Annotated in this window: 21 protein-coding genes; 8 read left to right on the forward strand and 13 right to left on the reverse strand. The window is 69.4% G+C overall.

The features are described from left to right. Positions 1-44: 44 nt before the first annotated feature. Both DFR69_RS11360 and purL read right to left on the reverse strand, forming a co-directional pair. A complete protein-coding gene (locus DFR69_RS11360; RefSeq protein WP_244198202.1) occupies positions 45-1,811 on the reverse strand; it encodes an alpha/beta hydrolase in 1,767 nt (588 codons plus the stop codon). Between the two features lie 19 nt (positions 1,812-1,830). Continuing rightward, positions 1,831-4,125 carry a phosphoribosylformylglycinamidine synthase subunit PurL gene (purL, locus tag DFR69_RS11365; RefSeq protein WP_110037409.1) on the reverse strand — a complete coding sequence of 765 codons (2,295 nt, stop codon included), beginning with the start codon at positions 4,123-4,125 and terminating at the stop codon, positions 1,831-1,833. Positions 4,126-4,290: 165 nt separating this feature from the next. Here purL and DFR69_RS11370 point away from each other — a divergent pair, with 165 nt between their 5' ends. Beyond that, positions 4,291-5,571: a glycosyltransferase 87 family protein gene (locus DFR69_RS11370; RefSeq protein ID WP_308633189.1), complete on the forward strand. Its 1,281-nt coding sequence runs from the start codon at positions 4,291-4,293 to the stop codon at positions 5,569-5,571. A gap of 4 nt (positions 5,572-5,575) precedes the next feature. On the opposite strand, the gene DFR69_RS11375 is transcribed toward DFR69_RS11370, so the two are convergent. Continuing rightward, positions 5,576-6,868, reverse strand: a complete 1,293-nt coding sequence (locus tag DFR69_RS11375) for a M18 family aminopeptidase (RefSeq protein WP_110037410.1) — start codon at positions 6,866-6,868, stop codon at positions 5,576-5,578. A gap of 34 nt (positions 6,869-6,902) precedes the next feature. Between DFR69_RS11375 and DFR69_RS11380 the strand changes: the two genes are divergently transcribed. Continuing rightward, complete coding sequence (locus DFR69_RS11380) at positions 6,903-7,775, forward strand: helix-turn-helix domain-containing protein (protein WP_244198203.1); 873 nt, start codon at positions 6,903-6,905, stop codon at positions 7,773-7,775. Positions 7,776-7,782: 7 nt separating this feature from the next. Continuing rightward, the gene (locus DFR69_RS11385; protein ID WP_244198204.1) at positions 7,783-8,931 is read left to right on the forward strand and encodes a serine hydrolase domain-containing protein; all 1,149 of its coding nucleotides are present in this window, start codon (positions 7,783-7,785) and stop codon (positions 8,929-8,931) included. Here the strand turns inward: DFR69_RS11385 and DFR69_RS11390 are convergent. Continuing rightward, positions 8,915-9,346 (reverse strand): MarR family winged helix-turn-helix transcriptional regulator, encoded by a 432-nt coding sequence (locus DFR69_RS11390; protein ID WP_110037411.1) that lies wholly within the window; start codon positions 9,344-9,346, stop codon positions 8,915-8,917. The genes DFR69_RS11385 and DFR69_RS11390 overlap by 17 nt on opposite strands. Positions 9,347-9,387: 41 nt before the next feature. Here DFR69_RS11390 and DFR69_RS11395 point away from each other — a divergent pair, with 41 nt between their 5' ends. Continuing rightward, the gene (locus DFR69_RS11395; RefSeq protein WP_110037412.1) at positions 9,388-10,464 is read left to right on the forward strand and encodes a substrate-binding domain-containing protein; all 1,077 of its coding nucleotides are present in this window, start codon (positions 9,388-9,390) and stop codon (positions 10,462-10,464) included. Between the two features lie 54 nt (positions 10,465-10,518). Here DFR69_RS11395 and purQ read toward each other — a convergent pair whose 3' ends face one another. Beyond that, positions 10,519-11,196, reverse strand: a complete 678-nt coding sequence (gene purQ, locus DFR69_RS11400; RefSeq protein WP_110037413.1) for a phosphoribosylformylglycinamidine synthase subunit PurQ — start codon at positions 11,194-11,196, stop codon at positions 10,519-10,521. Beyond that, positions 11,193-11,429, reverse strand: a complete 237-nt coding sequence (purS, locus tag DFR69_RS11405; protein ID WP_022565847.1) for a phosphoribosylformylglycinamidine synthase subunit PurS — start codon at positions 11,427-11,429, stop codon at positions 11,193-11,195. The genes purQ and purS overlap by 4 nt, the downstream gene beginning before the upstream one ends. A gap of 98 nt (positions 11,430-11,527) precedes the next feature. Here purS and DFR69_RS11410 point away from each other — a divergent pair, with 98 nt between their 5' ends. Beyond that, positions 11,528-12,172 (forward strand): MBL fold metallo-hydrolase, encoded by a 645-nt coding sequence (locus DFR69_RS11410; RefSeq protein WP_110037414.1) that lies wholly within the window; start codon positions 11,528-11,530, stop codon positions 12,170-12,172. Between the two features lies 1 nt (position 12,173). On the opposite strand, the gene DFR69_RS11415 is transcribed toward DFR69_RS11410, so the two are convergent. Genes DFR69_RS11415 through gadC form a run of 3 tightly spaced genes read right to left on the reverse strand, consistent with a single transcriptional unit; the run spans position 12,174 to position 15,395 of the window. Then, positions 12,174-13,526: a dipeptidase gene (locus DFR69_RS11415; protein WP_110037415.1), complete on the reverse strand. Its 1,353-nt coding sequence runs from the start codon at positions 13,524-13,526 to the stop codon at positions 12,174-12,176. A gap of 10 nt (positions 13,527-13,536) precedes the next feature. Continuing rightward, a complete protein-coding gene (locus DFR69_RS11420; RefSeq protein WP_110037416.1) occupies positions 13,537-13,974 on the reverse strand; it encodes a hypothetical protein in 438 nt (145 codons plus the stop codon). Beyond that, positions 13,971-15,395, reverse strand: a complete 1,425-nt coding sequence (gene gadC / locus DFR69_RS11425) for a glutamate/gamma-aminobutyrate antiporter GadC (protein ID WP_110037417.1) — start codon at positions 15,393-15,395, stop codon at positions 13,971-13,973. The genes DFR69_RS11420 and gadC overlap by 4 nt, the downstream gene beginning before the upstream one ends. A gap of 177 nt (positions 15,396-15,572) precedes the next feature. On the opposite strand from gadC, the gene gad reads away from it, so the two are divergent. Next, on the forward strand, positions 15,573-16,973 hold the full coding sequence (gad, locus tag DFR69_RS11430; protein WP_110037418.1) for a glutamate decarboxylase: 1,401 nt from the start codon (positions 15,573-15,575) through the stop codon (positions 16,971-16,973). Positions 16,974-16,998: 25 nt separating this feature from the next. Here the strand turns inward: gad and DFR69_RS11435 are convergent, their stop codons facing one another. Together DFR69_RS11435 and DFR69_RS11440 are read right to left on the reverse strand one after the other, a co-directional pair. After that, positions 16,999-17,700, reverse strand: coding sequence for a DUF2334 domain-containing protein (locus tag DFR69_RS11435; RefSeq protein ID WP_110037419.1), 702 nt, complete (start codon positions 17,698-17,700; stop codon positions 16,999-17,001). Positions 17,701-17,775: 75 nt separating this feature from the next. Continuing rightward, on the reverse strand, positions 17,776-19,926 hold the full coding sequence (locus DFR69_RS11440) for a S9 family peptidase (RefSeq protein WP_110037589.1): 2,151 nt from the start codon (positions 19,924-19,926) through the stop codon (positions 17,776-17,778). 83 nt (positions 19,927-20,009) lie between these two features. Between DFR69_RS11440 and DFR69_RS11445 the strand changes: the two genes are divergently transcribed. Both DFR69_RS11445 and DFR69_RS11450 read left to right on the forward strand, forming a co-directional pair. Next, complete coding sequence (locus DFR69_RS11445; protein WP_110037420.1) at positions 20,010-21,032, forward strand: DUF2330 domain-containing protein; 1,023 nt, start codon at positions 20,010-20,012, stop codon at positions 21,030-21,032. Between the two features lie 353 nt (positions 21,033-21,385). Then, on the forward strand, positions 21,386-22,417 hold the full coding sequence (locus DFR69_RS11450) for a DUF2330 domain-containing protein (protein WP_244198205.1): 1,032 nt from the start codon (positions 21,386-21,388) through the stop codon (positions 22,415-22,417). Between the two features lie 108 nt (positions 22,418-22,525). Here the strand turns inward: DFR69_RS11450 and DFR69_RS11455 are convergent, their stop codons facing one another. Continuing rightward, positions 22,526-23,458, reverse strand: a complete 933-nt coding sequence (locus DFR69_RS11455) for an alpha/beta hydrolase (protein ID WP_110037421.1) — start codon at positions 23,456-23,458, stop codon at positions 22,526-22,528. A gap of 159 nt (positions 23,459-23,617) precedes the next feature. Continuing rightward, on the reverse strand, positions 23,618-24,040 hold the full coding sequence (locus DFR69_RS11460; RefSeq protein ID WP_110037422.1) for an HIT family protein: 423 nt from the start codon (positions 24,038-24,040) through the stop codon (positions 23,618-23,620). Positions 24,041-24,053: the final 13 nt, after the last annotated feature.

Below are 24,053 nucleotides of genomic sequence, written 5' to 3' on the forward strand. Positions count from 1 at the left end.
ACAGGGGCAGCCCCGATCGAGGGGTTCGGCGCTGCCCCGCCCGGCTACTTCAGCTGATGCTCGGTGGCCGCGGACTCGATCAGGTACGCCTTGATCCGCTCCGCCAATTCCGGTGTGTAGTCCGGGGGTTGGGCCACCGCGGCCCACGCGTCGGGCACCACGTTGCCGTAGTTGTGGCCGTGCCCGTTCGACACCGATTGCGCGCGCGGCAGATCCGCCGCGACCTGCCAGAACGTGACGATCGGATACCAGGACATCGCACTGGACACATCGGGCCCGCGCTTCTCGGCCAACCAGTCCGGCTGCTCGAACAGCAGGTCCGGCGACCACCACACCACCGGATCGGACGCGTGCTGCAAGTAGACGATGCGCGGATCTGTCCACTTGTCCGACGGCCGCCCCAGCTGGTCGGCGCTGGCGGCGAAGCGCACCGAGAGACCGTCGGCGAAGATCGGCGTGATCTCCTCGGTGCCCGGATCGCGCCTGCGCACGAACTCCGACCACAGCCGGTTGGAATTGGGCGGACCCACCCACAGCACGCCGTCGGTGCGATTGCGGATGTCGGCCAGGCCGGAGAACGCGCCCTCCGAACCCTGCGAGCCCAGGCTCTCGCCGTAGACCAGCAGTTTGGGCCTGGTCTCCGCGGGCAGCGCGGCCCAGCGCTCGTAGACCTTGTCGAACAGCAGGCGGCCCATGGTCATCGACTTGTCGCGGTCGGACAGGAACGACAGCGCGCTGGGCAGATACGAGTACTGGGTGGCGACCAGGGCGGTGTCGCCACCGAACATCAGCTCGACCGATTCGGCGCTGGTCGAGTCGACCCAGCCGGTGCCGGTCGTGCTGATCACCACCAGCACCTCGCGTTCGAAGGCCTTGGTGCGGTCGAGTTCGGCGACGGCCAGGTCGGTCTGCGCCTCGAAACCGTCGGCCGATTCCAGGCCCGCGTACACCCGGATCGGTTCGCGGGCGGGCTTTCCGGTGACCTGGCTGATGGCCAGCGCGGTCGGCGCGTTCGAGACGAACCACCGACCCTCCGAACCGAGGGTGTCCCAGGCCGCCAGAGATTCGGGGCTGCCGGAGCGTTCGGGCAGCGTCGGCTGGATCGCGTGCGCCGAGGTGTGCCCGTTGCGCGCGCTGAAGGCCGAATTGGCCACGGCGAAGAAGGCTTTGGCCAGCACGCCGTTGAACAGCAGCACCGCGGCGACAACCACGACCACCACGCCGAGCGGCCGGGCGAACGAGGCCGGGATCCGCACCCACTGGTTCAGCCCGCGGGTGACCGCCCGCACCAGCCGCACCACGCCGCGCGAGATCCAGATGAGCAGCCCCACCACCACCGCGCCGACCAGCACGGTCCGCGGATATCCGGTGTCGGACACCGGCTCCATCCCCATCAGATCGGTGATCTCGCGCTGCCAGTGCGCCGATCGCACGCTCATCAGAACGGCGAAGAGCAGACACGCGAACACGATCGCGGACTTGATCGCCAGCATGGTCCAACTCGGCCGCTGGGCCCACATCCGCTCGGCGGCGGGCCAGCTGACGCGCGGCGCGATCCACTTGCGCCACGCCCAGGCCAGCGCGCAGCCCAGGCCGTAGCCGATCGTCGCGTTGATGCCGCTGAGCAGACCCTGGAAGAACCAGTCACGGGGCAGCAGCGAGGGCGTCAGCGACAGGCCGAAGAACAGCGTGGCCACCACGAGGCCGGTGTAGTTGGGATGAAAAAACCTCTCCGCCACGTGGATTCCACGGACGAAGAGGTTGTCCCGCGCGGCGGGCGTGGGAGTCGAGCTCGGTTCCTGGTTGGTCAAGCTCGACTCCTCATCCTTCTCAGGCGGTATGCGCTCCGAACAGCTTAGGCAGGGTGCCCTCGAACGCCTCGCGCAATTCGGCGAGTGTCACCGAGAACTGGCCCTGCACCTCGATCGAATCCGAGCCCTGGTCGACCACGCCGATGCGCGCCCACGGGAGCTGGCGCGCCTCGCACATGCGGGTGAACCGGGTCTCCTCCGAGCGCGGCACGGCGACGAGCACGCGGCCCGCCGACTCCGAGAACAGCTCGACGAACGGGTCGGAACCCTCGGGCAGGATGATCCGGCAGCCGGTCTCGCCCGCCAGCGCGGCTTCGACGACGGTCTGCGCCAGGCCACCCTCGGACAGGTCGTGCGCGGCCGAGATCATGCCGTCGCGCGAACCCGAGGTGAGCACCTCCGAGAGCAGCTGCTCGCGGGCGAAGTCGACCTTGGGCGGCACGCCACCGAGGTGATCGTGCACGACCTGCGACCAGATCGAGCCGTCGAGCTCGTCGCGGGTCTCGCCGAGCAGGATCAGCGACTCACCCGGCTCGAGGCCGAGACCGGTCGGGATGCGGCGGTGCACATCGTCGATCACGCCGAGCACGCCGACCACCGGGGTGGGCAGGATGGCGTCCTTGCCGGTCTGGTTGTAGAAGCTGACGTTGCCGCCGGTCACCGGAATGCCCAGCGCCGCACAGCCGTCCGCCAGACCGCGCACGGCCTGCTGGAACTGCCACATCACGCCCGGATCCTCCGGCGAACCGAAGTTCAGGCAGTTGGTGACGGCCTTCGGGGTGGCGCCGGTGGTGGCGACATTGCGGAAGGCCTCGGCCAGCGCGAGCTGCGCGCCGGTGTACGGGTCGAGCTTGGTGTAGCGGCCCGAGGCGTCGGTGGCCAGCGCGATACCGCGGCCGGACTCCTCGTCGATGCGCACCACGCCGGCGTCGGCGTGCTCGGCGAGCACGGTGTTGCCGCGCACGTAGCGGTCGTACTGCTCGGTGATCCACTTGCGGCTGCACAGCTGCGGGCTGGCGATCATCGTCAGCAGCGTCTCGCGCAGCTCGTCGGCGGTCTTGGGCCGGGTGAGGTTCGCGGTGGTGTCGGCGATCAGCGCGTCCTGGTAGTCGGGACGCTGGACCGGGCGCTCGTAGACCGGGCCCTCGTGGGCGACGGTGCGCGGCGGCACGTCGACGACAGTCTCGCCGTGCCAGCTGATGACGAGGTGATCGCCGTCGGTGACCTCACCGATGACGGTCGCCAGCACGTCGTGGCGCTTGCAGACGGCCATGAAGGCGTCCACGTTCTCGGGGGTGACGACCGCGCACATGCGCTCCTGCGACTCACTCGACAGGATCTCGGCGGGAGTCATGTGGGCGGCGCGCAGCGGGACCTTGGTGAGGTCGATGTGCATGCCGCCGTCGCCGGCGGCGGCCAGCTCCGAGGTGGCGCAGGAGAGCCCGGCGCCGCCGAGGTCCTGGATGCCGACGACCAGTCCGGCCTTGTAGAGGTCCAGACAGCACTCGATGAGCACCTTCTCGGTGAACGGGTCACCGACCTGCACGGCGGGCAGCTTCTTGCGGCCGGTGCCGGTCTCCTCGCCGGAGAAGGTGTCCGAGGCCAGCACGGACACGCCACCGATGCCGTCGAGGCCGGTGCGCGCGCCGAACAGGATGATCTTGTTGCCCGCGCCGGAGGCGAAGGCCAGGTGCAGGTCCTCCACGCGCATGGCGCCGGCGCAGAGCGCGTTCACCAGCGGGTTGCCCTGGTAGGAGGCGTCGAAGACGGTCTCGCCGCCTACGTTCGGCAGGCCGAGGGAGTTGCCGTAGCCACCGATGCCGCGGACCACGCCGTCCACCACGCGACGGGTGTCGTGGGCGTCGGCCGCGCCGAAGCGCAGCTGGTCCATCACCGCGATCGGGCGCGCGCCCATCGCCATGATGTCGCGCACGATGCCGCCGACGCCGGTGGCCGCGCCCTGGTAGGGCTCGACGTAGGACGGGTGGTTGTGGCTCTCCACCTTGAAGGTGACCGCCCAGCCGTCGCCGATGTCGACCACGCCGGCGTTCTCGCCGATGCCGGCCAGCATGGAGGCCTTCATCTCGGGGGTGGTCGTCTCACCGAAGTAGCGCAGGTGCACCTTCGAGGACTTGTAGGAGCAGTGCTCGCTCCACATCACGGAGTACATCGCCAGCTCGGCGTCGGTGGGCCTGCGGCCCAGAATCTCCTTGATGCGGGCGTACTCGTCGTCTTTGAGACCGAGTTCCTTGTACGGCTGCGGAGCATCCGGGGTGGCTGCGGCGGTAGCGACGGTGTCGACCTGCAGTGTCACGGGAGACCAGGGTCCTTTCGGCCGGGGGAACTTGACTCCAGAGTCTAATTGGCCCTCGTCGCGGCCGAACGGCCCGCCCCGAGTATTGCGAACAAGTGACAGACGTCGCACTCGCCCAGGTCACACCTGCGCTTCGGGCACGACCCGACCCGCTAGTCTGACGCCGTGAACGAGAGTCCGGGGGTTGCCGAGCAGGTCGAGTCTCCTGTTCCCGCGCACGACGCGGCGCCCAGCTCCCTTCCCGCCGGGCCGTCGGCGTCGTCCGAGGCCACCGATCGGCAGCGGCGCAGGCTGTTCGCCGCGATCGGCCTTTTCGTCTTCTCCGCGGTCGTCGCGGTGCTCGCGCACTGGTGGCACGGGTACATCGACCTGCAGGTCTACCGCAACGGCGCGCGCGTCTGGCTCGACGGCGGCGACCTCTACGGGCCGATGCCGCCGGTCATGGGACTCGGCCTGCCCTTCACCTATCCCCCGCTGGCCGCGGCGTTCTTCGTGCCGTTGGCGCTGATGCCGCTGGCGGTGGCCGAGGTCGTCGTGCTGGTGACCTCGCTGCTGAGTCTGGCCGTCGCCCTGTGGGTGGTGCTGGTGCGGATCCGGCCCGAGCTCGACCGGATCTCGGTGCTGACCGTCGTGATCGCCGGGGTCGGGCTCGCCCAGTTCCTCGAACCCGTCCGGCAGACGGTGAACTTCGGTCAGATCAACCTGATCCTGATGGCCGCGATCACCGTCGACGTGCTGGTGCGCAAGCCGTTCTGGCCGCGCGGCATGCTCATCGGCATCGCGGTCTCGATCAAGCTGATTCCCGCCGCCTACCTGCTGTATTTCCTGCTGCGCCGGGACTGGAAGGCCGCGGGCACGATGGTCGTGTCGGCGGCGGGCGCGGTCGGCGTCGGCTTCCTGCTCTTCCCGAGCGATTCGGTGCAGTACTGGTTCCACACCGTCACCGACACCGGCCGCATCGGCACGCCGTACTTCGCGGGCAACCAGTCGATCAAGGGCACGCTGTTCCGGCTCGGCCTCGACGAGTCGGTGGCGACCGGGCTGTGGCTGCTGCTGTCGGCGCTGACGGTGGCGCTGGCCGCGGTGTGGATGTACCGGCTGATCGGCGCGGGCCGCGACGTCTCGGCACTGCTGGTCAACGCGGCCGCCGTGCTGCTGGTCTCGCCGGTGTCGTGGTCGCACCACTGGGTGTGGGTCGCCCCGGCGCTGGTCGTCGCCGTCGACCAGGCCACGCGCCGTCGCTCGCGCGGATTCACCACGGTGGTGGGCGTTTTCACGGTGCTGTTCATCATCGGCCCGCAGTGGGTGCTGCCGCATTCGGGCGGCAAGGAACTCGCCTGGGCGTGGTGGCAGCAGATCATCGGCAGCACCTACGTGTGGGCCACCTTCGCGGTGATCGTCTACGCGGTGATCACCTACCGGCCCGAGCGCGAGCCCGCCGCCTGACGGCTCAGTCGAGCTCGGCCGGGGTCAGGAAAGCCGCCAGCGCCGCCGCGTAGGCGGGGACGTCGGCCGCGCCCATGAGTTCCCGGCAGGAGTGCATGGCCAGCTGCGGCGCGCCGACGTCGACGGTGGAGATGCCCGTGCGGGCCGCGGTCATCGGGCCGATCGTGGAACCGCAGGGCAGATCGGCGCGGTGCACGTAGCGCTGCAGCGGCACCCCAGCCTGCGCGCAGGCCAGCGCGAACGCGCCGGCGCCCGCGGCATCGGTGGCGTAGCGCAGGTTCTGGTTGACCTTGAGCACGGGCCCGCCGCCGACCTCGATCCGGTGCGCCGGTTCGTGTCGATCCGGGTAGTTCGGATGGGTGGCGTGGGCCATGTCACCGGAGGCGACGACCGAACCGGCGAGAGCGGCGAGATAGTCGGCACGGCCACCGCCGCGGGCGAGCACGATCCGCTCCAGCACGGCGGGCAGCAGATCCGACTGCGCGCCCCGATCCGACTGGCTGCCGACCTCCTCGTGGTCGAACATCACCAGCACCGGCGTCGCGGCGCCGGGATCGTCGATGGCGGCGAGGAAGGCCTGCAGCCCCGCGTAGCAGGTGCCCTGGTTGTCCAGGCGGGGCGCGCTCACCAGGTCGTTGTCGCGGCCGACCAGCGTGCTCGGGGCCAGGTCGTGGGTCATCAGTTCCCAGCCGAGCACGTCGGCGCCGTCGACCCCGGCCCGCTCGGCCACGAAATCCAGGAACGAAGCGGGCGCGTCACCGGTCCCCCAGATGGCGTTGACGTGCCGCTGCGGATCCAGGGTCACCCCGCGCCGATCCTCGGACAGGTGGATGGCCAGCTGCGGCACCCGCAGGATCGGTTCGTCGACGCGCACCAGCACGTCCCGCATCCGCGCGCCCTCGCGCACGCTCAACCGCCCGGAGATCCCGAGTTCACGGTCCAGCCAGGAGTTCAGCCACGCGCCGCCGTACGGCTCCAGCCCGACCAGCTGCCAGCCCGAGCCCGCCAGGTCGGGGTGTTGCTTGACGCGCAGGTTGGGGCTGTCGGTGTGCGCGCCGACCACCCGGAACGGGTCGGTGGGCGCCGCGTCGTAGTCGGCCCACGCGATGAGCGAACCACCGCGCACCACAAAGTGTTTCCCGCCCGCGCTCTCCCACGGCTGTGCCTCCGACAGCGGCGTGAACCCGTTCGCCGCCAATTCCTCGGCGACCGTCGCGCACACGTGGAAGGGCGACGGCGAAGCGTCGATGAAGGCGCACAGGCCACTCGCCGTGGCCGCGGTCAGAGATACCGGCATATTCGCGATCGTATCTTTCCCCTAGCCTGGAGGGGTGGGGACGTTGGACTTCGACCACCGCTCCGATGAGGGCTGGGATTTCGCGGTCCCGGCCGGCGCCGTGTCGCCGGGCATCGCGCTCATCGGTTATCGCGACACGGCCGGGACCGGCGTCGATCTGCGCGTGGCCGGCGCCGCGGTGGTCACCGTGCTGATCGAATTCGGCGATCGCGGACTGCTCGTCGACGACGGGTCGGGCAGCCGGAATCTGGGCGGATTCGTCGCCGGAATGTCCATCGAACCCATGCGAATTCGTGGTGCGCGCGCGGCGTGTATCGAGGTTCGGCTCGCGCCGACCCTGGCCTGGTCGCTGCTCGGCGTCGCCCCCGCGGAATTGGGCCGCGGCGCGCTCGACCTCGACGACCTGTGGGGCCCGCGCACCCAGCGCCTCCGCGCGCAGCTAGCCGCCGCCCCCACCTGGGACGAGCGGTTCGCATTGACGAAATCGTTTCTGACGCAAGGCTGCTCGCCCACGCGCGCCCCCGACCCCGAGGTGCTCGCCGGCTGGGATCGCATCCTCAGCACCGGCGGTCGAGTACGCATCGGCGCGCTGGCCGAATCACTCGGCTGGAGCCACAAGCGATTGTGGACACGCTTCGAGTCCCAGATCGGGCTGACGCCCAAGCGGGCCGCCATGCTGGTCCGCTTCCGCGCCGCGGTCGACGGCCTCCTGGCCGGCCGCCCCGCCGCCGAGGTCGCGGTGGCTTGCGGATACACCGACCAGGCCCATCTGTGTCGCGACGTGTCGATCTTCGCCGACCGGACTCCGGGCGCACTGGCCACGCACTATCTGCCCACCATCGCCAGGCACCGATACCGGGCATGGGGAAATTTCTTCCAATACCCGGCGGGCGCCCCCGCCCGATAGTGGGGCCGTGACCACGACTTTCGATCCAGCCAAGCTCCAGATCGCCCTCGAGACCATCCACCACGCCGGACTGCCCGGCGTCTTCGCCGAGGCACGCGCCGGCGACGAGACCTGGCGCGGCGCCGCCGGTGTCGCCGATCTCGCCACCGGCCGCCCCGTCACGGCCGACCTGCGCCACCGCGTCGGCAGCATCACCAAGACGTTCACCGCCGCCGCGGTGCTGCGCCTGGTCGAGGACGGCCTGCTGTCACTCGACACGCCCGTCGGCCACCACCTGTCACACCTGGTTCCCGGCGACCGCGGCGCCGCGATCACGATCCGGATGTTGATCGAGCACACCAGCGGACTGGCCGACCTCCTCCCGCACGCCTACCCGTCCCTCGCGGCCTTCCCCGACCTGACGAAGACGACACCGGCCAGCCTCGACGACCACCGCTTCACCCGATTCGTCCCGGCCGACCTCATCGCACTCGGTGTCGCGGCGCCCGCCACCGGCGCGCCGGGCGGCAGGCCCGGCGTGTACTCCAACACCAACTACCTGCTCCTGTGCGAACTCATCACGGCCGTGACGGGCCTGCCCGCGCGGGAGTACATCACCGCCGCCGTCATCGAGCCCGCCGGGCTGCGCGACACCGAACTCCCCACGGGACCGGAGCTCGACGGACCGCATTCGCTGCACTACGAGTCCTGGTTCGGCATGATCGACCCGCCGCGCGACTACAGCGTCTACGACATGTCGTGGGTGGGCCCGGCGGCCTCGCTCATCTCGACCGTCGCCGATCTGAACCGCTTCTTCCGGCTGCTGATGGCAGGCGCGATCATCGATTCCTCGTCGCTGGAACAGATGCGCCGCACCGGGCCGGTCGTCTCGTTCGAGGGCAAGATCATCGAATACGGGCTCGGCGTACAGAAGATGACGCTGCCCGGGACACGGCGAATTCTGGGGCCACGAGGGTTCGGTCTGGGGCGGCGGCGCGCTGTCCTGGATCAGCGCCGACGGCACGCGGCAGCTGTCGGTCGCGGTGAACATGCAGCGCTGGAACGAACTCGACGCCACGGGAAAACCGCTGCCCCACCCCATCGACCATGCGCTCGGCGCCTTCGTCGAGCTGGCCTTGACCAGCTGATTCGGCGGCGCGCTACAGATCGGCGATGACAGCGAGCGCGGCGGCCAGTTCGCCATAGCGGCGCACACCGAGCCGCGCTCGCAGTTCGTCCTCGGCGAGCTGTTCCTGCGTCCTGACCCGGTCGACGACCTTCGCGCCGAGACCGCTCAGACCGATCAGGATGCGGCGGCGGTCATCGGTCGCGGCGACCCGGAAGATCAGCCCGCGTTCGGCGAGACAATCGGCGTGCCGGGTGGCCGAGGACGGCGCCAAACGGGCGGCGGCCGCCAATTCGGACATGGTCATGCCGTCATCGGTGGAAAGCTGCGAAAGAATGGCCCAGTGATCGGCGGTGAGATTCTCGGCCGACAGCGCCGATTCCAGCCGGCGAACCCAGTTGCGTTCCGCCGAACGCAGCGCACCGTGCAGTGTGGAAGACCCACTTATGATGGACACCGATCGCATTTCCCACCTGCCGACATGATTTCAAAGCGATAGAGTACAGAATGCCAACGCGCGACGAGAGTCGGGACGAGACGATCGAGATTCTCTCGATCGTGCCGACGCAGGGCCCCGCGGGCATCATCGCCCCCTCCTGCACCGCCGCGATTTCCCTCGCCGTCGACGAAATCAATGGTGGCACAGGAATTCTGGGCCGCGAAATTCGGCTGACCACCATCGACGGCGGCCGCTCCCCGTATGCCGTCGCCGCCGAGGTCGAGGCCTTTCTCGCGACCGGCATGGTCGGCGCGATCACCGGCTGGCACACCTCGGCGGTGCGCCGCGCGGTCGCCGATGCCGTCGACGGGCGCGTCCCTTATCTGTACGCGACCGACCACGAGGGCCTCCCCGACGAACGGCCCGGCGTCCTCCTGGTCGGTGAGCATCCCGATCACCAGACGGTGCCCGCCGTGGCGTGGATGGCGCGTGAACTGGGGGTGCGCAAATGGGCGGTGATCGGCAACGACTACATCTGGCCCCGCCAGACGGTCAACGCGCTGCGCCGCGCGCTGCCCGCACCCGCCGATATCGTGCTCGAGCAGTACGTCCCGCTCGGCACCCGTGATTTCCACGCGTTCCTGGACAGCCCCGCCCTGCTGCGCGCCGACGCGGTGCTGATCCTGATGGTCGGCGCCGACACCGCCCGGTTCAACCGGCGGTTCGCCGCGACCGGCCTGCCCGCGATCATGCCGCGCCTGAGCCCCGCCGTCGACGAGAACGTCCTGCTGAGCGCGGGCCCCGCCGCCAACGCCAACCTGTACGTCGCGTCGAGCTTCTTCGTCGACGAACGCACCGCCGACGGCCGCGATCGCCGGGCCCGCTACCGCAGACACCAGGGCGCGTTCGCCCCGGCGCTGACCACCTTCAGCAATTCCACCTACGAGGCGGTCCACCTGCTGCGCACCCTGGCCGACACGGTCGGCACGCTGGATGTGCCGACCATCGCCGGTCGCCTCGCCACCGGCATCGTCCTGGACGGCCCGTCCGCCCGCAACGGCTTCCTCGGCAACCAAGCCGTCGGCCCGGCCCACCTCGCCCGCGCGGACGGCGTGGACTTCGAGATCCTGGACAGGTTGCCCTAGTGACGACAACGCCCCGGCCTCGAGGTGAGGTCGGGGCGGTGTCGCGGCGGAAACTCAGGCGCTGATCAGGGTGTCGATCACCGAGTAGAACATGCCGAGGCCGTCGTCGCTGGGACCGGTGAGCGCCTCGGTGGCGTGCTCGGGGTGCGGCATCAGGCCGACGATCCGGCCGTCGGCCGAGGAGATGCCCGCGATCCCGCGCTGCGAGCCGTTCGGGTTGTCGCCCGCGTAGCGGAACACCACGCGGCCTTCGCCCTCGAGCTCGTCGAGCACCTGCGCCGAGGCCTGGTAGCGGCCCTCGCCCGACTTCAGCGGGATGAGGATCTGCGCGCCCTGCTCGTAGCGGGAGGTCCAGGCGGTGTTCGTCGCCTCGACCTGCAGCCACTCGTCGCGGCAGATGAAGTGCAGGCCCTCGTTGCGGGTGAGCGCGCCGGGCAGCAGGCCCGCCTCGCACAGCACCTGGAAGCCGTTGCAGATGCCGAGCACCGGCAGGCCCTGACCGGCGGCGCGCACGACCTCGCCCATCACCGGCGCGAACCGGGCGATGGCGCCGCAGCGCAGGTAGTCGCCGTAGGAGAAGCCACCGGGGACGATGACCGCGTCGACGCCCTTGATGTCGGCGTCGGCGTGCCACAGGCTCACGGCCTCGGCGCCGGCCAGCCGCACGGCGCGGGCGGCGTCGACGTCGTCGAGCGTGCCCGGGAAAGTGATAACGCCGATGCGAGCACTCACGAGACGCGCACGACCTTCCAGTCCTCGATCACCGTGTTGGCCAGCAGCGCCTCGGCGATCTGCTCGAGCTCGGCGTCGGAGACACTCTCGTCCACCTCGAGCTCGAATCGCTTGCCCTGCCGCACATCCGAGATTCCGGCGAATCCCAGACGCGGGAGCGCGCCGACCACGGCCTGTCCCTGGGGGTCCAGGATCTCGGCCTTCGGCATGACCTCGACCACGACTCGTGCCACGCGTTGCTCCTCATGTGGTGTGGGGGTTACGGAGAAATCCTAGTTGACCCGGCCGTCGTGCCCGCCTTCCGGGGTCGTGGCGGCTTAGCATCGGGGTTATGCGCATCGCCCACTTCGGTCATTCCTGCATCCTCGTGGAACTGCACGGCACGAAAGTGCTGTTCGATCCGGGCACCTTCGCGCACGGCTTCGAGGGCATCACCGGACTGGACGCGATCGCGGTGACCCATCAGCATCCCGACCACATCGACCCGAACCGGATCGAAGCGCTGATCGAGGCCAATCCGACCGCACGGCTGCTCTCGGACCCGCAGACCGCGCAGCAGCGCGCCGAGGGCTGGGAACCGGTCTCGGCCGGACAGGTGCTCGAGCTCGGTGACCTGCAGATCACCGGCGGCGGCGGCCGTCACGCGGTGATCCACCCGGACATCCCGGTGATCGACAACACCGTCTTCCAGCTCGGCACCGCCGCCGACCCGGCCCAGCTCGTGCACCCCGGTGACTCGCTGTGGGTGCCGCCGGTGCCGGTCGGCGTCCTCGCCATCCCGGCCGCCGCGCCGTGGATGCGCATCTGGGACGCCGTCGACTACCTGCGCGCGGTCAACCCGCGGACCGCGGTGCCCATCCATCACGGCGTCATCGATCCGGCCGCGCACGGCGTCTATTTCGGCAGGCTGACCGAGATGGCTCCGGCCGGCACCGAGTTCCGGGTGATCCAGCCGGAGGATCAGGCGCAGTTCTGAGTCAGCGGTAGCTGCTCAGGAACAGCGCCTCGGCCAGCGCCATGTGCTCGATCTCGCTCGGGTCGACGCTCTCGTTGGGCGCGTGGATCAGGCACTTGGGCTCTTCCACGCCGATCAGCATGATCTCGGCCTGCGGATAGGTGTCGGCGAAGACGTTGCACAGCGGGATCGAGCCGCCCTGTCCCTCGGTCGTCACCGCGCGACCGTAGGAGGTCGCCATCGCCTGCTCGAGCGCCGACCGGGCCGGCCCGTGCTCGGACGCGACGAACGGTTCGCCCAATGCCTCGACCTCGATGTCGAGGCGCGCGTTCCACGGCACGTGCGCGCGCAAATGCTTCTCCAGCAGGTCGAGGGCCTGTTCGGGCTCGGTGCCCGGCGGAATCCGCAGGTTGAGCCTGGCCCGGCTGGTCGGCTGGATCGCGGCCGAGGACCCGACGACGGCGGGCACGTCCATGCCGAGCACGGTCAGCGCCGGCCGCGCCCACACCATGTCGGAGACGGTGCCGCTGCCGAGCAGGTCCACGCCGTCGAGCACGCCCGCGTCGGCGCGGAAGTCCTCGACCGGGTATTGCACGCCGGTCCACTTCTGGTCGTCGGTGAGACCGTCGATGGTGGTGTTGCCGTCCTTGTCCCGCAGCGAGGCCAGCAGCTGGATCATCGCCGCCAGCGCGTCCGGCGCCGGACCGCCGAACATGCCGGAGTGCATCGGCCCCCGCATCGTCTCGAGGGTGACCACCACGTTCACGTTGCCGCGCAGCGTCTGGGTGAAGGTGGGCACACCGACCGCGAAGTTGCCGCAGTCGGCGACCAGGATGACATCGGCGCTGAGCAGCTCCGGATTGGCGACGACGAATCTCTCCAGCCCGCCGGTGCCCTGCTCCTCCGAGCCCTCCGACACGACCTTGATGCCGATCGGGAAATCCGGTCCGATCGCGCGCAGTGCCGTCAGGTGGGTGACGATATTGCCCTTGCAGTCGGCCGCGCCGCGCCCGTACCAGCGGCCGTCCTTCTCGGTGAGCGTCCAGACCGGCGTCTTCCACGCAGCGTCGTCGAGCGGGGGCTGCACGTCGTAGTGGCAGTACAGCAGGACCGTCGGGGTGCCGGGCGGGCCGGGCCGGTGCCCGATGACCGCCTTGCTCCCGTCGGGCGTCTCGTGCAGGCCGACCTCGGTGAGCCCGGCCGCGGTGAACGCGTCCGCCACCCAGCGCGCGGTCCGCTCGCACCCCTCGGCAGGGAACTGGCGGGGGTCGGCGACGGATTTCAGCGCGACGAGCTCGGTCAGGTCCTTTTTCGCCTGGCCCATCAGGCCGGCGATCTTCCCGCGCAGCGCGTCCAAATCGAAGGCTTCCGTCATCGATCCCGCCTCACTTCGTCGTGTCGTCCAGCTTCAGGGTGTCCAGATGAGAAAGATAGTCCTGCAGGCGATCCGGGCAGTAGACGGCGATGGTGAGGCCGACCGCCTCCGCGGTGTCGCGCGGACCGATCACCGGGCGCTGACCGGGCCCGGACGCGCCATTGCTCAGCGAGGCCTGGTATTTCGCCTTGATCAGCGGCGAGCTCGGGTCCTGGCATACCGATCCGCCGTCGTCGCCGAGGGCGTTGGCGATGACTGTCGGCTCCGGCGCGGGAAGCCCGGCGGCGAGCAGATTGTCGTGCAGCTGTTGGGCTTTGGTGTTCGCCTGGGTGTTCTCCCGAATCGCGGTGAAGGTGAACAGGCCGGTCAGCGCGAACACCACGAGCAGGACACCGGCCGTGATGTAGATCCAGCGGCGCTTCTGTGCGGGGGCGTCTCCGGTCGTCATGCCTTCTCCCCTTCCGGAACGGCGAATTTCCAGCTGTCCCTGCGATTTCGGTAGAAAAGATAGGGAATGAGCAGACCGACGATGCCCATGCCACCGCCGACGATGAGCACATACACCCACGGGCTGCCCGCACCGAATTGCGAGGGCGGCACGAAGCCGATCGCGAAAGCGGCGATCGAGGACGCGGCGCCGAGCGCGCACAGCGCCAGCAAGGCGGGCGCGCGATAGCCGCGCGGATGATCGGGATCGTCTCTGCGCAATTTCGCCGCCGCCGCGAACATCAGCACGTACATGATCAGATACACCTGCGTGGTGATCACCGACAGGATCCAGTACGCGCTGGAGACATTCGGGATGAACGCGTAGAGCAGCGCGATCAGGGTGGTGAAGACGCCCTGGGCCACCAGCATGTTCTGCTGCACGCCGTGTTTGTTGAGCTTGGTCAGGACCGGTGGCAGATACCCCTCGCTGCGCCCGATCAGCAACAGCCCCTTGGACGGTCCGGCCAGCCAGGTGAGCATGCCGCCGAGCGCGGCGGCCACCAGCGCGATGCCGACGATCGGGGTGAGGAAGCCGATCCCGAAATGGCTGAAGAATCCGTCGAAGGCCTGCATCACGCCCGCGGTGAGGCTCAGGCTCGCCGACGGGACGACCCAACTGATCGCCAGCGCGGGCAGGATGAAGATCACCAGCACCAGGCCCATGGCCAGGAACATCGCCTTCGGGAATTCCTTGGCCGGATTCTTCAGCGACGACACGTGCACCGCGTTCATTTCCATGCCCGCGTAGGACAGGAAGTTGTTGACGATCAGCACCAGACTGGCCAGGCCCGTCCACGCGGGCAGCAGATGACTCGAATCCATCGGCGCCGCAGACGGATTGCCCTGTGCGAGGAACACCAGGCCGAGCACGACCAGAACCGTTCCGGGAATCAGCGTGCCGATCACCAGACCCATACTCGACAGGCCGGCCACCGTCTTGGTGCCCTGCGAGGACACGTACACGCCCGCCCAATAGACGGTGATGATCACGATCGCCACATACAGGCCGTTGGACGCCAGCGACGGATGAGTGATGTAGGCGAAAGTGCTTGCCACATAAGCGAGCAAGCTCGGGTAGTAGAAGATCGTCATGGCGAACTGGCACCAGACGGCGAGAAAGCCGAGCGGCTTGTTCAACCCGTCGCCCACCCATTTGTAGACGCCGCCCTCCCAGCCCGACGCCAATTCCGCCGCCACCAGTGAAGTCGGTAGCAGGAAGAGAATCGCGGGAATCACATACAGGAAGACACAGGCCAATCCGTAGACAGCCATGGTGGGCGCCGAGCGGAGGCTGGCCACCGAACTCGTGGTCATCAGCGCCAAGGTCACCCAGGACAGATACTTCGTCGTCGTCGCGGCTTTCGTCGCGGTGCCCGTCATCAACGCTGCCTCCTGCTGTGAAATGCACAACTAGCGGAAACCCTTGATCAACTGCTCACGCATAGTAACCGCTGAGCATCCTCCGGATACGCTCGAATCGAGCACTTTCGCGCCAAATCGTTGCAGAATTCCCCTGGAGCTAACACCTGGCAGTGCACCCCCTGACTGGAGCCCACCATGGCCGAGAACCCGGATCCTCACGACCTTTTCAGCCTTCCCGGTTTCACCCGCCCCGCACCGCACGGCGGCTTCCCCGCCTACGAGCTCTTCCCCGAGGTCGCCTACGAGATCGTGCACGACGAACTGCTGCTCGACGGCGTCGCCCGGATGAACCTCGCCACCTTCTGCACCACCTGGATCGACGAACCCGCCCGCCGGTTGATGGCGGAGTCGCTGGACAAGAACATCGTCGACAAGGACGAATACCCGCAGACCGCCGAGCTCGAGCACCGCTGCGTCCGGATGCTCGCCGACCTGTGGCACGCGCCCGACCCGGCGACCACCCTCGGCACCTCCACCACCGGCTCCAGCGAGGCCGCGATGCTCGGCGGGCTGGCGGCCAAGTTCCGGTGGCGGGCGCGCGGCGGGACCGGCACCCCGAATCTGGTGAGCGGCCCGGTGCAGGTGTGCTGGGAGAAGTTCGCCCGCTACTTCGATGTCGAGCTGCGTCAGGTGCCGCTGCGCGGCGACCGCTACACCCTGCACCCCGACGATCTGGCGGCCTACTGCGACGCGAACACCATCGCGGTGGTGCCGACTTTCGGCCAGACCTTCACCGGCCTGTTCGAGGACGTCGCCGCGATCAGCGCGGCCCTGGACCGGCTCCACGCCAGCGGCGGGCCGGACATCCCGATCCACGTCGACGCGGCAAGCGGCGGCTTCCTCGGACCGTTCACGGCCCCGGATCTGGTGTGGGACTTCCGATTACCGCGGGTGAAGTCGATCAACGCCTCCGGCCACAAGACCGGGCTCGCGCCCCTCGGCGTCGGCTGGGTGGTGTGGCGCGAGGCCGCGGATCTGCCGAGGGAGCTGGTCTTCGATGTCGACTATCTCGGCGGCCACATGCCGACCTTCAACCTCAACTTCTCCCGGCCCGGCGGCCAGGTGATCACCCAGTACTACGACTTCATCCGGCTCGGCCGGGCCGGCTACACCCGCGTGCAGTCCGCGATCTACCTGGTCGCCCGGCATTTCGCGGAGGGATTGCGCGCGCTGGGACCGTTCGAGCTGATCCACGCGGGCGAACCCGAGCGCGGCATCACCGCGGTGGCGTGGCGACTGGTCGACGGCGCCGACTACAACCTCTATGACCTGTCCGACCGGCTGCGGGTCCGTGGCTGGCTCATCGCCGCCTATCCGCTGCCCGCCGACCGGCAGGACGAGACCATCATGCGGGCGGTGTTCCGACACGGCTTCACCGTCGACATGGTCCAGTTGCTGCTCGCCGACATCCGGCGCGGCCTGCGCCAGCTCACGGACAACCCTCGCCGCACACCGCTGACCAGGGCCGAGGCGGGTGGGTTCACCCATGACGCCAGGCCGGAGGTGCCGGAACAAGGGCCACCGCCGCGCGCGTGATCGCCGCTGCGCGCGGCGGTGGCGGTCAGGCAGCCTTGGCCGCGGCGAACGGTTCCCAGCGGTACACGTCGCTGCGCGCGCCGTGGTAGAGCGCGAGGTCGACGGCGTCGAGCATCGCCTGGCGCGGGCCGGAGCGCTGCAACTGCGCGGCCGAGATCGCCAGGCGCAGGGTGCCACCGCGGCGGGCGGTGCGGGCGGCGCCCATCACCAGGGCGCGACACCACCACGGTTCGGCGCGGAAGCCCTCGCCGATCCCGTACACCCTGGCCTTGCTCGTCGCCGCGCGTTCCAGGTCGGTGATGGTGGTGAGGCCGAGCGCGAGCCGGAAGCCCACATCGGGCAGGGCGGCCAGCGCGCCCGCCGAGGCGTCCCAGCGCGGCGCCGCGAACAGGCGGGTGCGCAGTTCCACCTGCTCCATCACCCGGTCGGCCGCCTTGAGCCGCAGCGTGGCCTCGTGCCGCGGCAGGCTCGCGAACTCGGCGCGCCTGCGCTTGGTCGCGGCCTGGTCGTACCCGTGCAGCACGATCGCGTCACCCTCGAGCCGCCTGCCCCGCAGCCACGACTGCGTCGCCGGATCGTCGACGAGCCGGTACTTGCCCTTCAACCGGGGCGCGACCAGCAGCGACAGGCGCACCGCCCGCTGGTCCATCTCCGCAGCGAACTCGATCGCGGCATCGCGGGTGGTGTCCCGGATCCCCGACACGGAAACGAGCAGCTCAGCGTTCATGAACCAACGGTGTCAGCCCGAGGTGACGCCCGCGTGCTCCACCGATGACGCCCCGACGAACATCACCGCACGCCTCTACGCGTCGGCCAGGCCGACCTTGTCGAGGACCCAGGCGTATTCGAAGGCCACTTCCTTCCACTTCTCGTAGCGGCCGCTCACGCCGCCGTGGCCGGCGCTCATCTCCGTCTTCAGGAGCAGTTCGCTGTCGCCGGTCTTGGTGTCGCGCAGTTTGGCGACCCACTTGGCCGGTTCCACGTAGAGGACGCGGGTGTCGTTGAGGCTGGTGATGGCCAGGATGGCCGGGTAGTCCTTGGCCTCGACGTTCTCGTACGGCGAGTAGGACTTCATGTACTCGTAGACGTCCTTGTGTTCCAACGGGTTTCCCCACTCGTCCCACTCGATCACGGTCAGCGGCAGCGACGGGTCGAGGATCGAGGTCAGCGGGTCGACGAACGGCACGTTGGCCAGGATGCCCGCGAACAGCTCCGGTGCCAGGTTGGCCACCGCGCCGACCAGCAGCCCACCCGCGCTGCCGCCGTCGGCGATCAGCCGGTCCGGAGCGGTGACCCCGGCGTCGATGAGATGCTGTGCGCAGGAGACGAAGTCGGTGAAGGTGTTCTTCTTCCGCAGCGTCTTGCCGTGCTCGTACCAGAGCCTGCCCATCTCGCCGCCGCCGCGCACGTGCGCCACCGCGAACACCATCCCGCGGTCGAGCAGCGAGAGCCGCGACACCGAGAACGACGGGTCGATGCTCGCCTCGTAGGAGCCGTAGCCGTAGAGCAGCGTGGGCTTCGGGCCGTCGGCGGGCAGGTCGCGGCGCTTGATGATCGAGATCGGGATCCGGGTGCCGTCGGACGCCACCGCCCAATCGCGATGCTGCTCATAGTCTTTCGGCTCGTAGCCGCCGAGAACGGGCTGTTCCTTGCGCAGCAGCAGCTCGCCGGTGGCGGGCACGTAGTCGAACACCTGCATCGGCGTGATGAACGAGGTGACCCCGACCCGCAGCGTCGGCTGTTCCCACTCCGGGCTGGAACCCGCACCGGCGGAGAACAATTCGAGACCGAAGTCGAGCTCGGTGAGCTCGCCGTAGCCGTCCGCGGTGAGCGGCCACACCGACAGCCGGGGCAGCGCGTCGCGACGGTAGCTGAGCACCAGGTGGTTGGCGAAGGCGTCGATGTCCTCGAGCCGCACGTCCTCGCGGTGCCCGACCAGGACGGTCATGTCCGACGGGTCGTCGGCCGGCGCCTCGGCCAGCACGAAGTTCTCCGCCTTCACCCCGTCGACCACGTCGTTGTGCAGGATCAGGAAGCGGTCCTCGCCGCCGATCACCGCGTGCTCGGCCGAGTACTCGACACCCTCGCGGCGCGCGAGCAGCACCCGGAACTCGCCCTCGGGATTGTCGGACTCCAGCACCCAGCCCTCGGTGGTGATCTTGGAACCGAGCCAGATCATCAGGTACTTCTCGGAGCGGGTGGCGCCGACGCTCACCCAGTAGCGCTCGTCGGGCTCGTGGAACACCGTCACGTCGGCGTCGGAGGCGGTGCCGACGCGGTGGCGCCACACGGTGTCGGGCCGCCAGGACTCGTCGACGGTCTGGTAGAAGATGTGCGTCCCGTCCAGCGACCAGGTCGCGCCGGGCGCGGCGCCCGCCACCTCGTCGGGCAGCAGTTCGCCGGTGCGCAGGTCCTTGATGCGCAGCGTGTAGCGCTCGTCGCCGGTGCTGTCGACGGAGTAGGCCAGCAGATTGCCGTCGTGGCTCAGCGAGAACGCGCCCAGCGCGAAGAAGTCGAGGCCCTCGGCGAGGACGTTGCTGTCGAGCAGCACCTGTTCGCCCTCGATCACCGTGTCGACCTCGAGCTGCGGCGGCGTCCACGCGTCGATGCCCTCGGCGTTCGCGTCGATCGGACAGCGGCAGTGCACCCCGTACTGCTTGCCCTCGAAGCTGCGCGAGTAGTACCAGTACTCGCCCAGCCGCGTCGGCACCGACAGGTCGGTCTCCTGGGTGCGGGCCTTGATCTCGTCGAAGATCTTGTCCCGCAGCGGCTGCAGCTGGCCCGTCCGTGCCTCGGTGTACGCGTTCTCGGCCTCGAGATACGCGATGACCTCGGGATTCTCCTTGTCCCGTAGCCACTCGTATTCGTCGACGAACGTATCGCCGTGGTGCACCCGCTCGGTGGGCACCTTCTTCGCACTCGGCGCCGACACCGTCACATTCTCGCCAGCCATGCGCTCCACCGTAGCCGCAGCCGTGGTCAGCGGCCCGCCAACTCGGCCGCGGCACGAACTGCGCTGTTCACTAGATTGGGCCGATGCGCATGATCGCCGCCCTCCGCCTCGGCCTCGCCGTCGCGGCGCTGTGGGCGAGTACGCCGGTGGCGTCGGCCGCCGTTCCGCTCGGCCCCGCCGGTTCGCCGCCGCCCTCGGCCGGGTTCACGAATGTGTTCCTGACCTGGGACGGACGGACCGAGACGCTGGTCATCGACCCGTCGATCCAGGCGGAATCCGAGCAGCTCGCGGTGGTGGTTCCGACGCCGGCCCCAGCGGAGACCGCACCGGTCGAGCCGGGCTTGTTCGGCGCGCTGCACGACCTCAGCGCACCCGAAGTCGTCGTGGATCGGAACTGGTTCACCGCCGTGGAACCACCACCGGCCCAGCACTACATCAGCGTCTTCGGCGGAATGTCGCCACCGGGACCGCCGAGCCTGTCCGGCTCACTGGAGGCCGTCGACGCGTGGCTGTCGGCCCGAGGCATCGCCGTCGACCCCACCACGCGCGACGCGCTGGAGGGCTACCGCCGGGAGGGCTGGTCGTTCACCGCCGTCCAGCTCGGCGAAGCCATGCACCGGGGCATCACCTTCGACAATCCGGACGGGCGCGTCTCCACCGAGCCCGTCCGGCTGCGCTTCGAGACCGATCGGCTCATCTACCCCATGCGGGCCGACCGAGGGGCGCCCGGACCGATGACAACCAAGATGTACGTGCTGGCCGATCATCGACTCGCGCGCGGGGACTCCGACGCCAACCAGCACAACATCGACATCGAGTTCGCCGGTCGCCTCACACCAGCCGATCAAGCACTGCTGAACGAGCCGATCCAGCGCGGCCACGACTACCTCACGGTCCTCACCACCACCGTCCCCGCTCCGTCGACGATCACCACCGACGCCACCTTCGTCCGCGCGGCGAGCGACGAACCCTTCCGCCAGACCGTCACCCACGTCGAGAACGTGGAACTCTTCGGAGTGCCGCGCGGGTGGGTGTTCGCCGGGATCGGACTCGCGGCCGCTGCCCTGATCGGCGTCATCGTGATTCGGCGCCGAGCCCGCGGCTGAATGCCACGCCGACGCCGTGAAACGTCGCCGCACCCTCCGCCGAAGGCTCACGGAAATATCATGACGAGCCGCGCCCGCCACTGGAGCTCGGCAACGGCGCGAGTACTACCGAGCGCGCCGCTGAACGCCCATGACTACCTCGTGACGAGCCGCCGCGCCATGTGCCGAGGGCTGAGCAAAGGCGTGGGTGTCGAGGTGCCGTCGCCGACCGTTCGACATCGACATGGCGCGTGGTGTCGGCGGCCGGGCGAGAGCCGACATCGCGGCAGTCGGCCGCCTCGCACACGGGAGTCTTTGCGCGCGTGGGTATTTCTACCGATTGCCGAGGAGCCGGGAGTGCGTAGCCTGCTCCCATGGGGATGCGTAACGCGATTCGGTCGCTCGCCGTGACAGTGGGGGTGGTGGTCGCGACGGCCACGGTGGCGCTGACGCCTGCGACGGCGTGCGCCTGCGGTGGTGTCGTCGGCCGGGGCGATTCGGCGCGGGTCGACGGTGAGACCGCCGTACTCGGCTGGGACGGGCGGCGCGAGTCGATACTGATGCGCCTGGACATGCGGTTCGACGGCGCCGACGCGGCCCTGATCATGCCGACGCCCACCCCGGCGACCGTCACGGCGGGCAGCTCCGCCGCGTTCGCCGAGCTGTCCCGGCTGACCGCGCCGGAAGTGGTCACCGACCGGTACTGGTTCGGCCGCGACACCGGCGAGACCTCGGGCGCCGCGCCCGGTTCGGGGCCCGAGGTGCTCGGGCAGGTCCAGCTCGGGCCGCTGGAGGCGACGACCCTGCGCGGCGGCGATCTGACCGGAGTCAGGGAGTGGTTGGCTGCCAACGGCTATCAGCTCCGGCCGGAGGTAAGCGCGACGCTGGATCCCTATCTGCGAGAGGGCTGGTCGTTCGTGGCCATGCGCCTCACCAGCGCGACCCCGCTGTCGGGCGCGCTCGATCCGGTCCGCCTCACCTTCGACTCGGATCGGCTGATCTATCCGATGCGCATGTCCGCCGCCGCGACCACGCCGCAGTCGGTGCGGCTGTACGTGTTCGGCGACCACCGCGTCACGCGCACCGACCCGGACGCGGCGACGCAGTCCACGTTCACCGAATTCGCCTCGCCCGTGGGCGAACTCACCGACCCCGACCTGGCGTCACTGGCCGCGGGAAAGAACTACCTCACCCAGCTCTCCGTGCGGATCACCCAGCCCTCGGCCATCACCAGCGATTTCATCTTCGGTGCCGCGCCGGACGACACGATCGTGCGTGACCGGGTGAAGCGCAGGGAGTACGTCGAGATCCTGGGCTTCCCCGCGGGATACGTGCTGATCATCGTCGGGCTTTCGATCGTCGGTGTCGGCGCGGGCGCGATGCTGCGTCGGCGGTCGGTGGGTTAGCGCGCGAACGCGCGAGGCCCGGCTCGCGGCTGGTCAGCCGTCGAGCCGGGCCTCGTACCTCGTCCGGGCCGCTCGCCGCGGCGGGCAGTCCCGCGGCGTCGCCGATGCTCAGGCGCCGAGCGCAGGGCCGATGGTCGGCCAGGAGGCGTGCAGGGCGTCCTCCCAGTAGGACCACGAGTGGGTGCCGACCGGGTGCCAGTCGATCTTGGCGGGGATACCGGCGGCCCGCAGCCGCTGCTCGAAGGCCACCATGCAGGTGTTGACACCGAGCTCGATCGGGCCGCCGAGGAAGATGTTCTCCGCCAGCTGCGGTTTGAGCTCGGCCTCGTGCGGGCCGGGGATGCCGGTGCCGGTCGACATGTACAGCGCCTTGCCGCGCAGCCGCTCGGCCATCAGGGCCGGGTCGTGGGCGGCCCATTCCGGACTGCCCGGCGCGCCCCACATGTTGCCCGGGTTGCCGCCGCGGTTGGCGATGGAGAACATGATCGCGCCCGCCGCCATCGCGCTGTCCGGGCACGCGCTGTACCCGGCGACCGCGCGGTAGAGCCCCGGGTGCCGGGCGGCCAGGATGTAGGCCGCGTTGCCGCCCATCGACAGGCCACCGATGCCGTTGACGCCGTTGCCGTTGAACTCGGCGTCGATCAGGCCGGGCAGTTCCTGGGTGAGGAAGGTTTCCCACTTGTACCGGCCGAAGCGCGGGTCGTCGGCGATCCAGTCGGTGTAGTAGCTGGCCTGGCCGCCGAGCGGCATCACCACATTGACGTTCTTGCCGCGGAAGAAGGCCTCGGCATCGGTCGCGTTCGTCCAGGTGCTCTGGCCGATCCCGGGATCGAGACCGTCGAGCAGGTAGTAGGTCGAGCGCGAACCGCCGCCCGCCGGGTGCAGCACCTGCAGGTCGATATTGCGCCCCATGGCGGGCGAGGTGACGGTGATGGCCGTCCGGGTGGAGCTGAGGTTGTTCATCCCGACGATCTGGGCCGCCGCCGCGGGGGCGGGGTGCACGATCGCGGGGCCGAGCAAGGCGACGGCGAATGCCAGCACTGAAGCAGCAACACCTGTACGACGCACAGTCCCACCCTCCATAACCGCATGCCAATGACAGTCCAAAGTAACCCACGGATGAACGATCAGAAAGCATTCGGCGTTATGGGCGTTTCGTCAGCAAACCCTCCGGTACGGGATGACCGGTTCGCCCGGAAGTCAGCGAGTGAGGGCGCCGCGAATGGACCCGGCGAGGTAATCGAGGTCGGCGCGCGGCGGTGACGTCGGCCGTGCGCGCAGCCCGAAACCGTCGCCCGGCGTCCGCGGGATCACGTGCAGATGCACATGGAACACTTCCTGCCCGGCCGTCACCCCGTCGGCGAGAAAGAAGTTCACCCCGTCGGCGGCCACCTCGCTGGCGCGCAGCGCGGCGGCGATCCGCTGCCCCACCTGGAACAGCTTGCCGCCGAGGGCGGGATCGAGGTCGGCCAGACTCGGCGCGGCCACTTTGGGCACCACGAGCACATGCCCCGGCGTCACGGGACGAATGTCCATGAAGGCCAGGCAGTCGTCGTCCTCGTAGACCTTGGAAGCGGGCGCCCGGCCCGCGACGATGTCGCTGAAGATCGTGTAGGGGTTCACACCCCATCCTAAA

This window comes from Nocardia neocaledoniensis (assembly GCF_003182135.1).
Classification (GTDB): domain Bacteria; phylum Actinomycetota; class Actinomycetes; order Mycobacteriales; family Mycobacteriaceae; genus Nocardia; species Nocardia neocaledoniensis.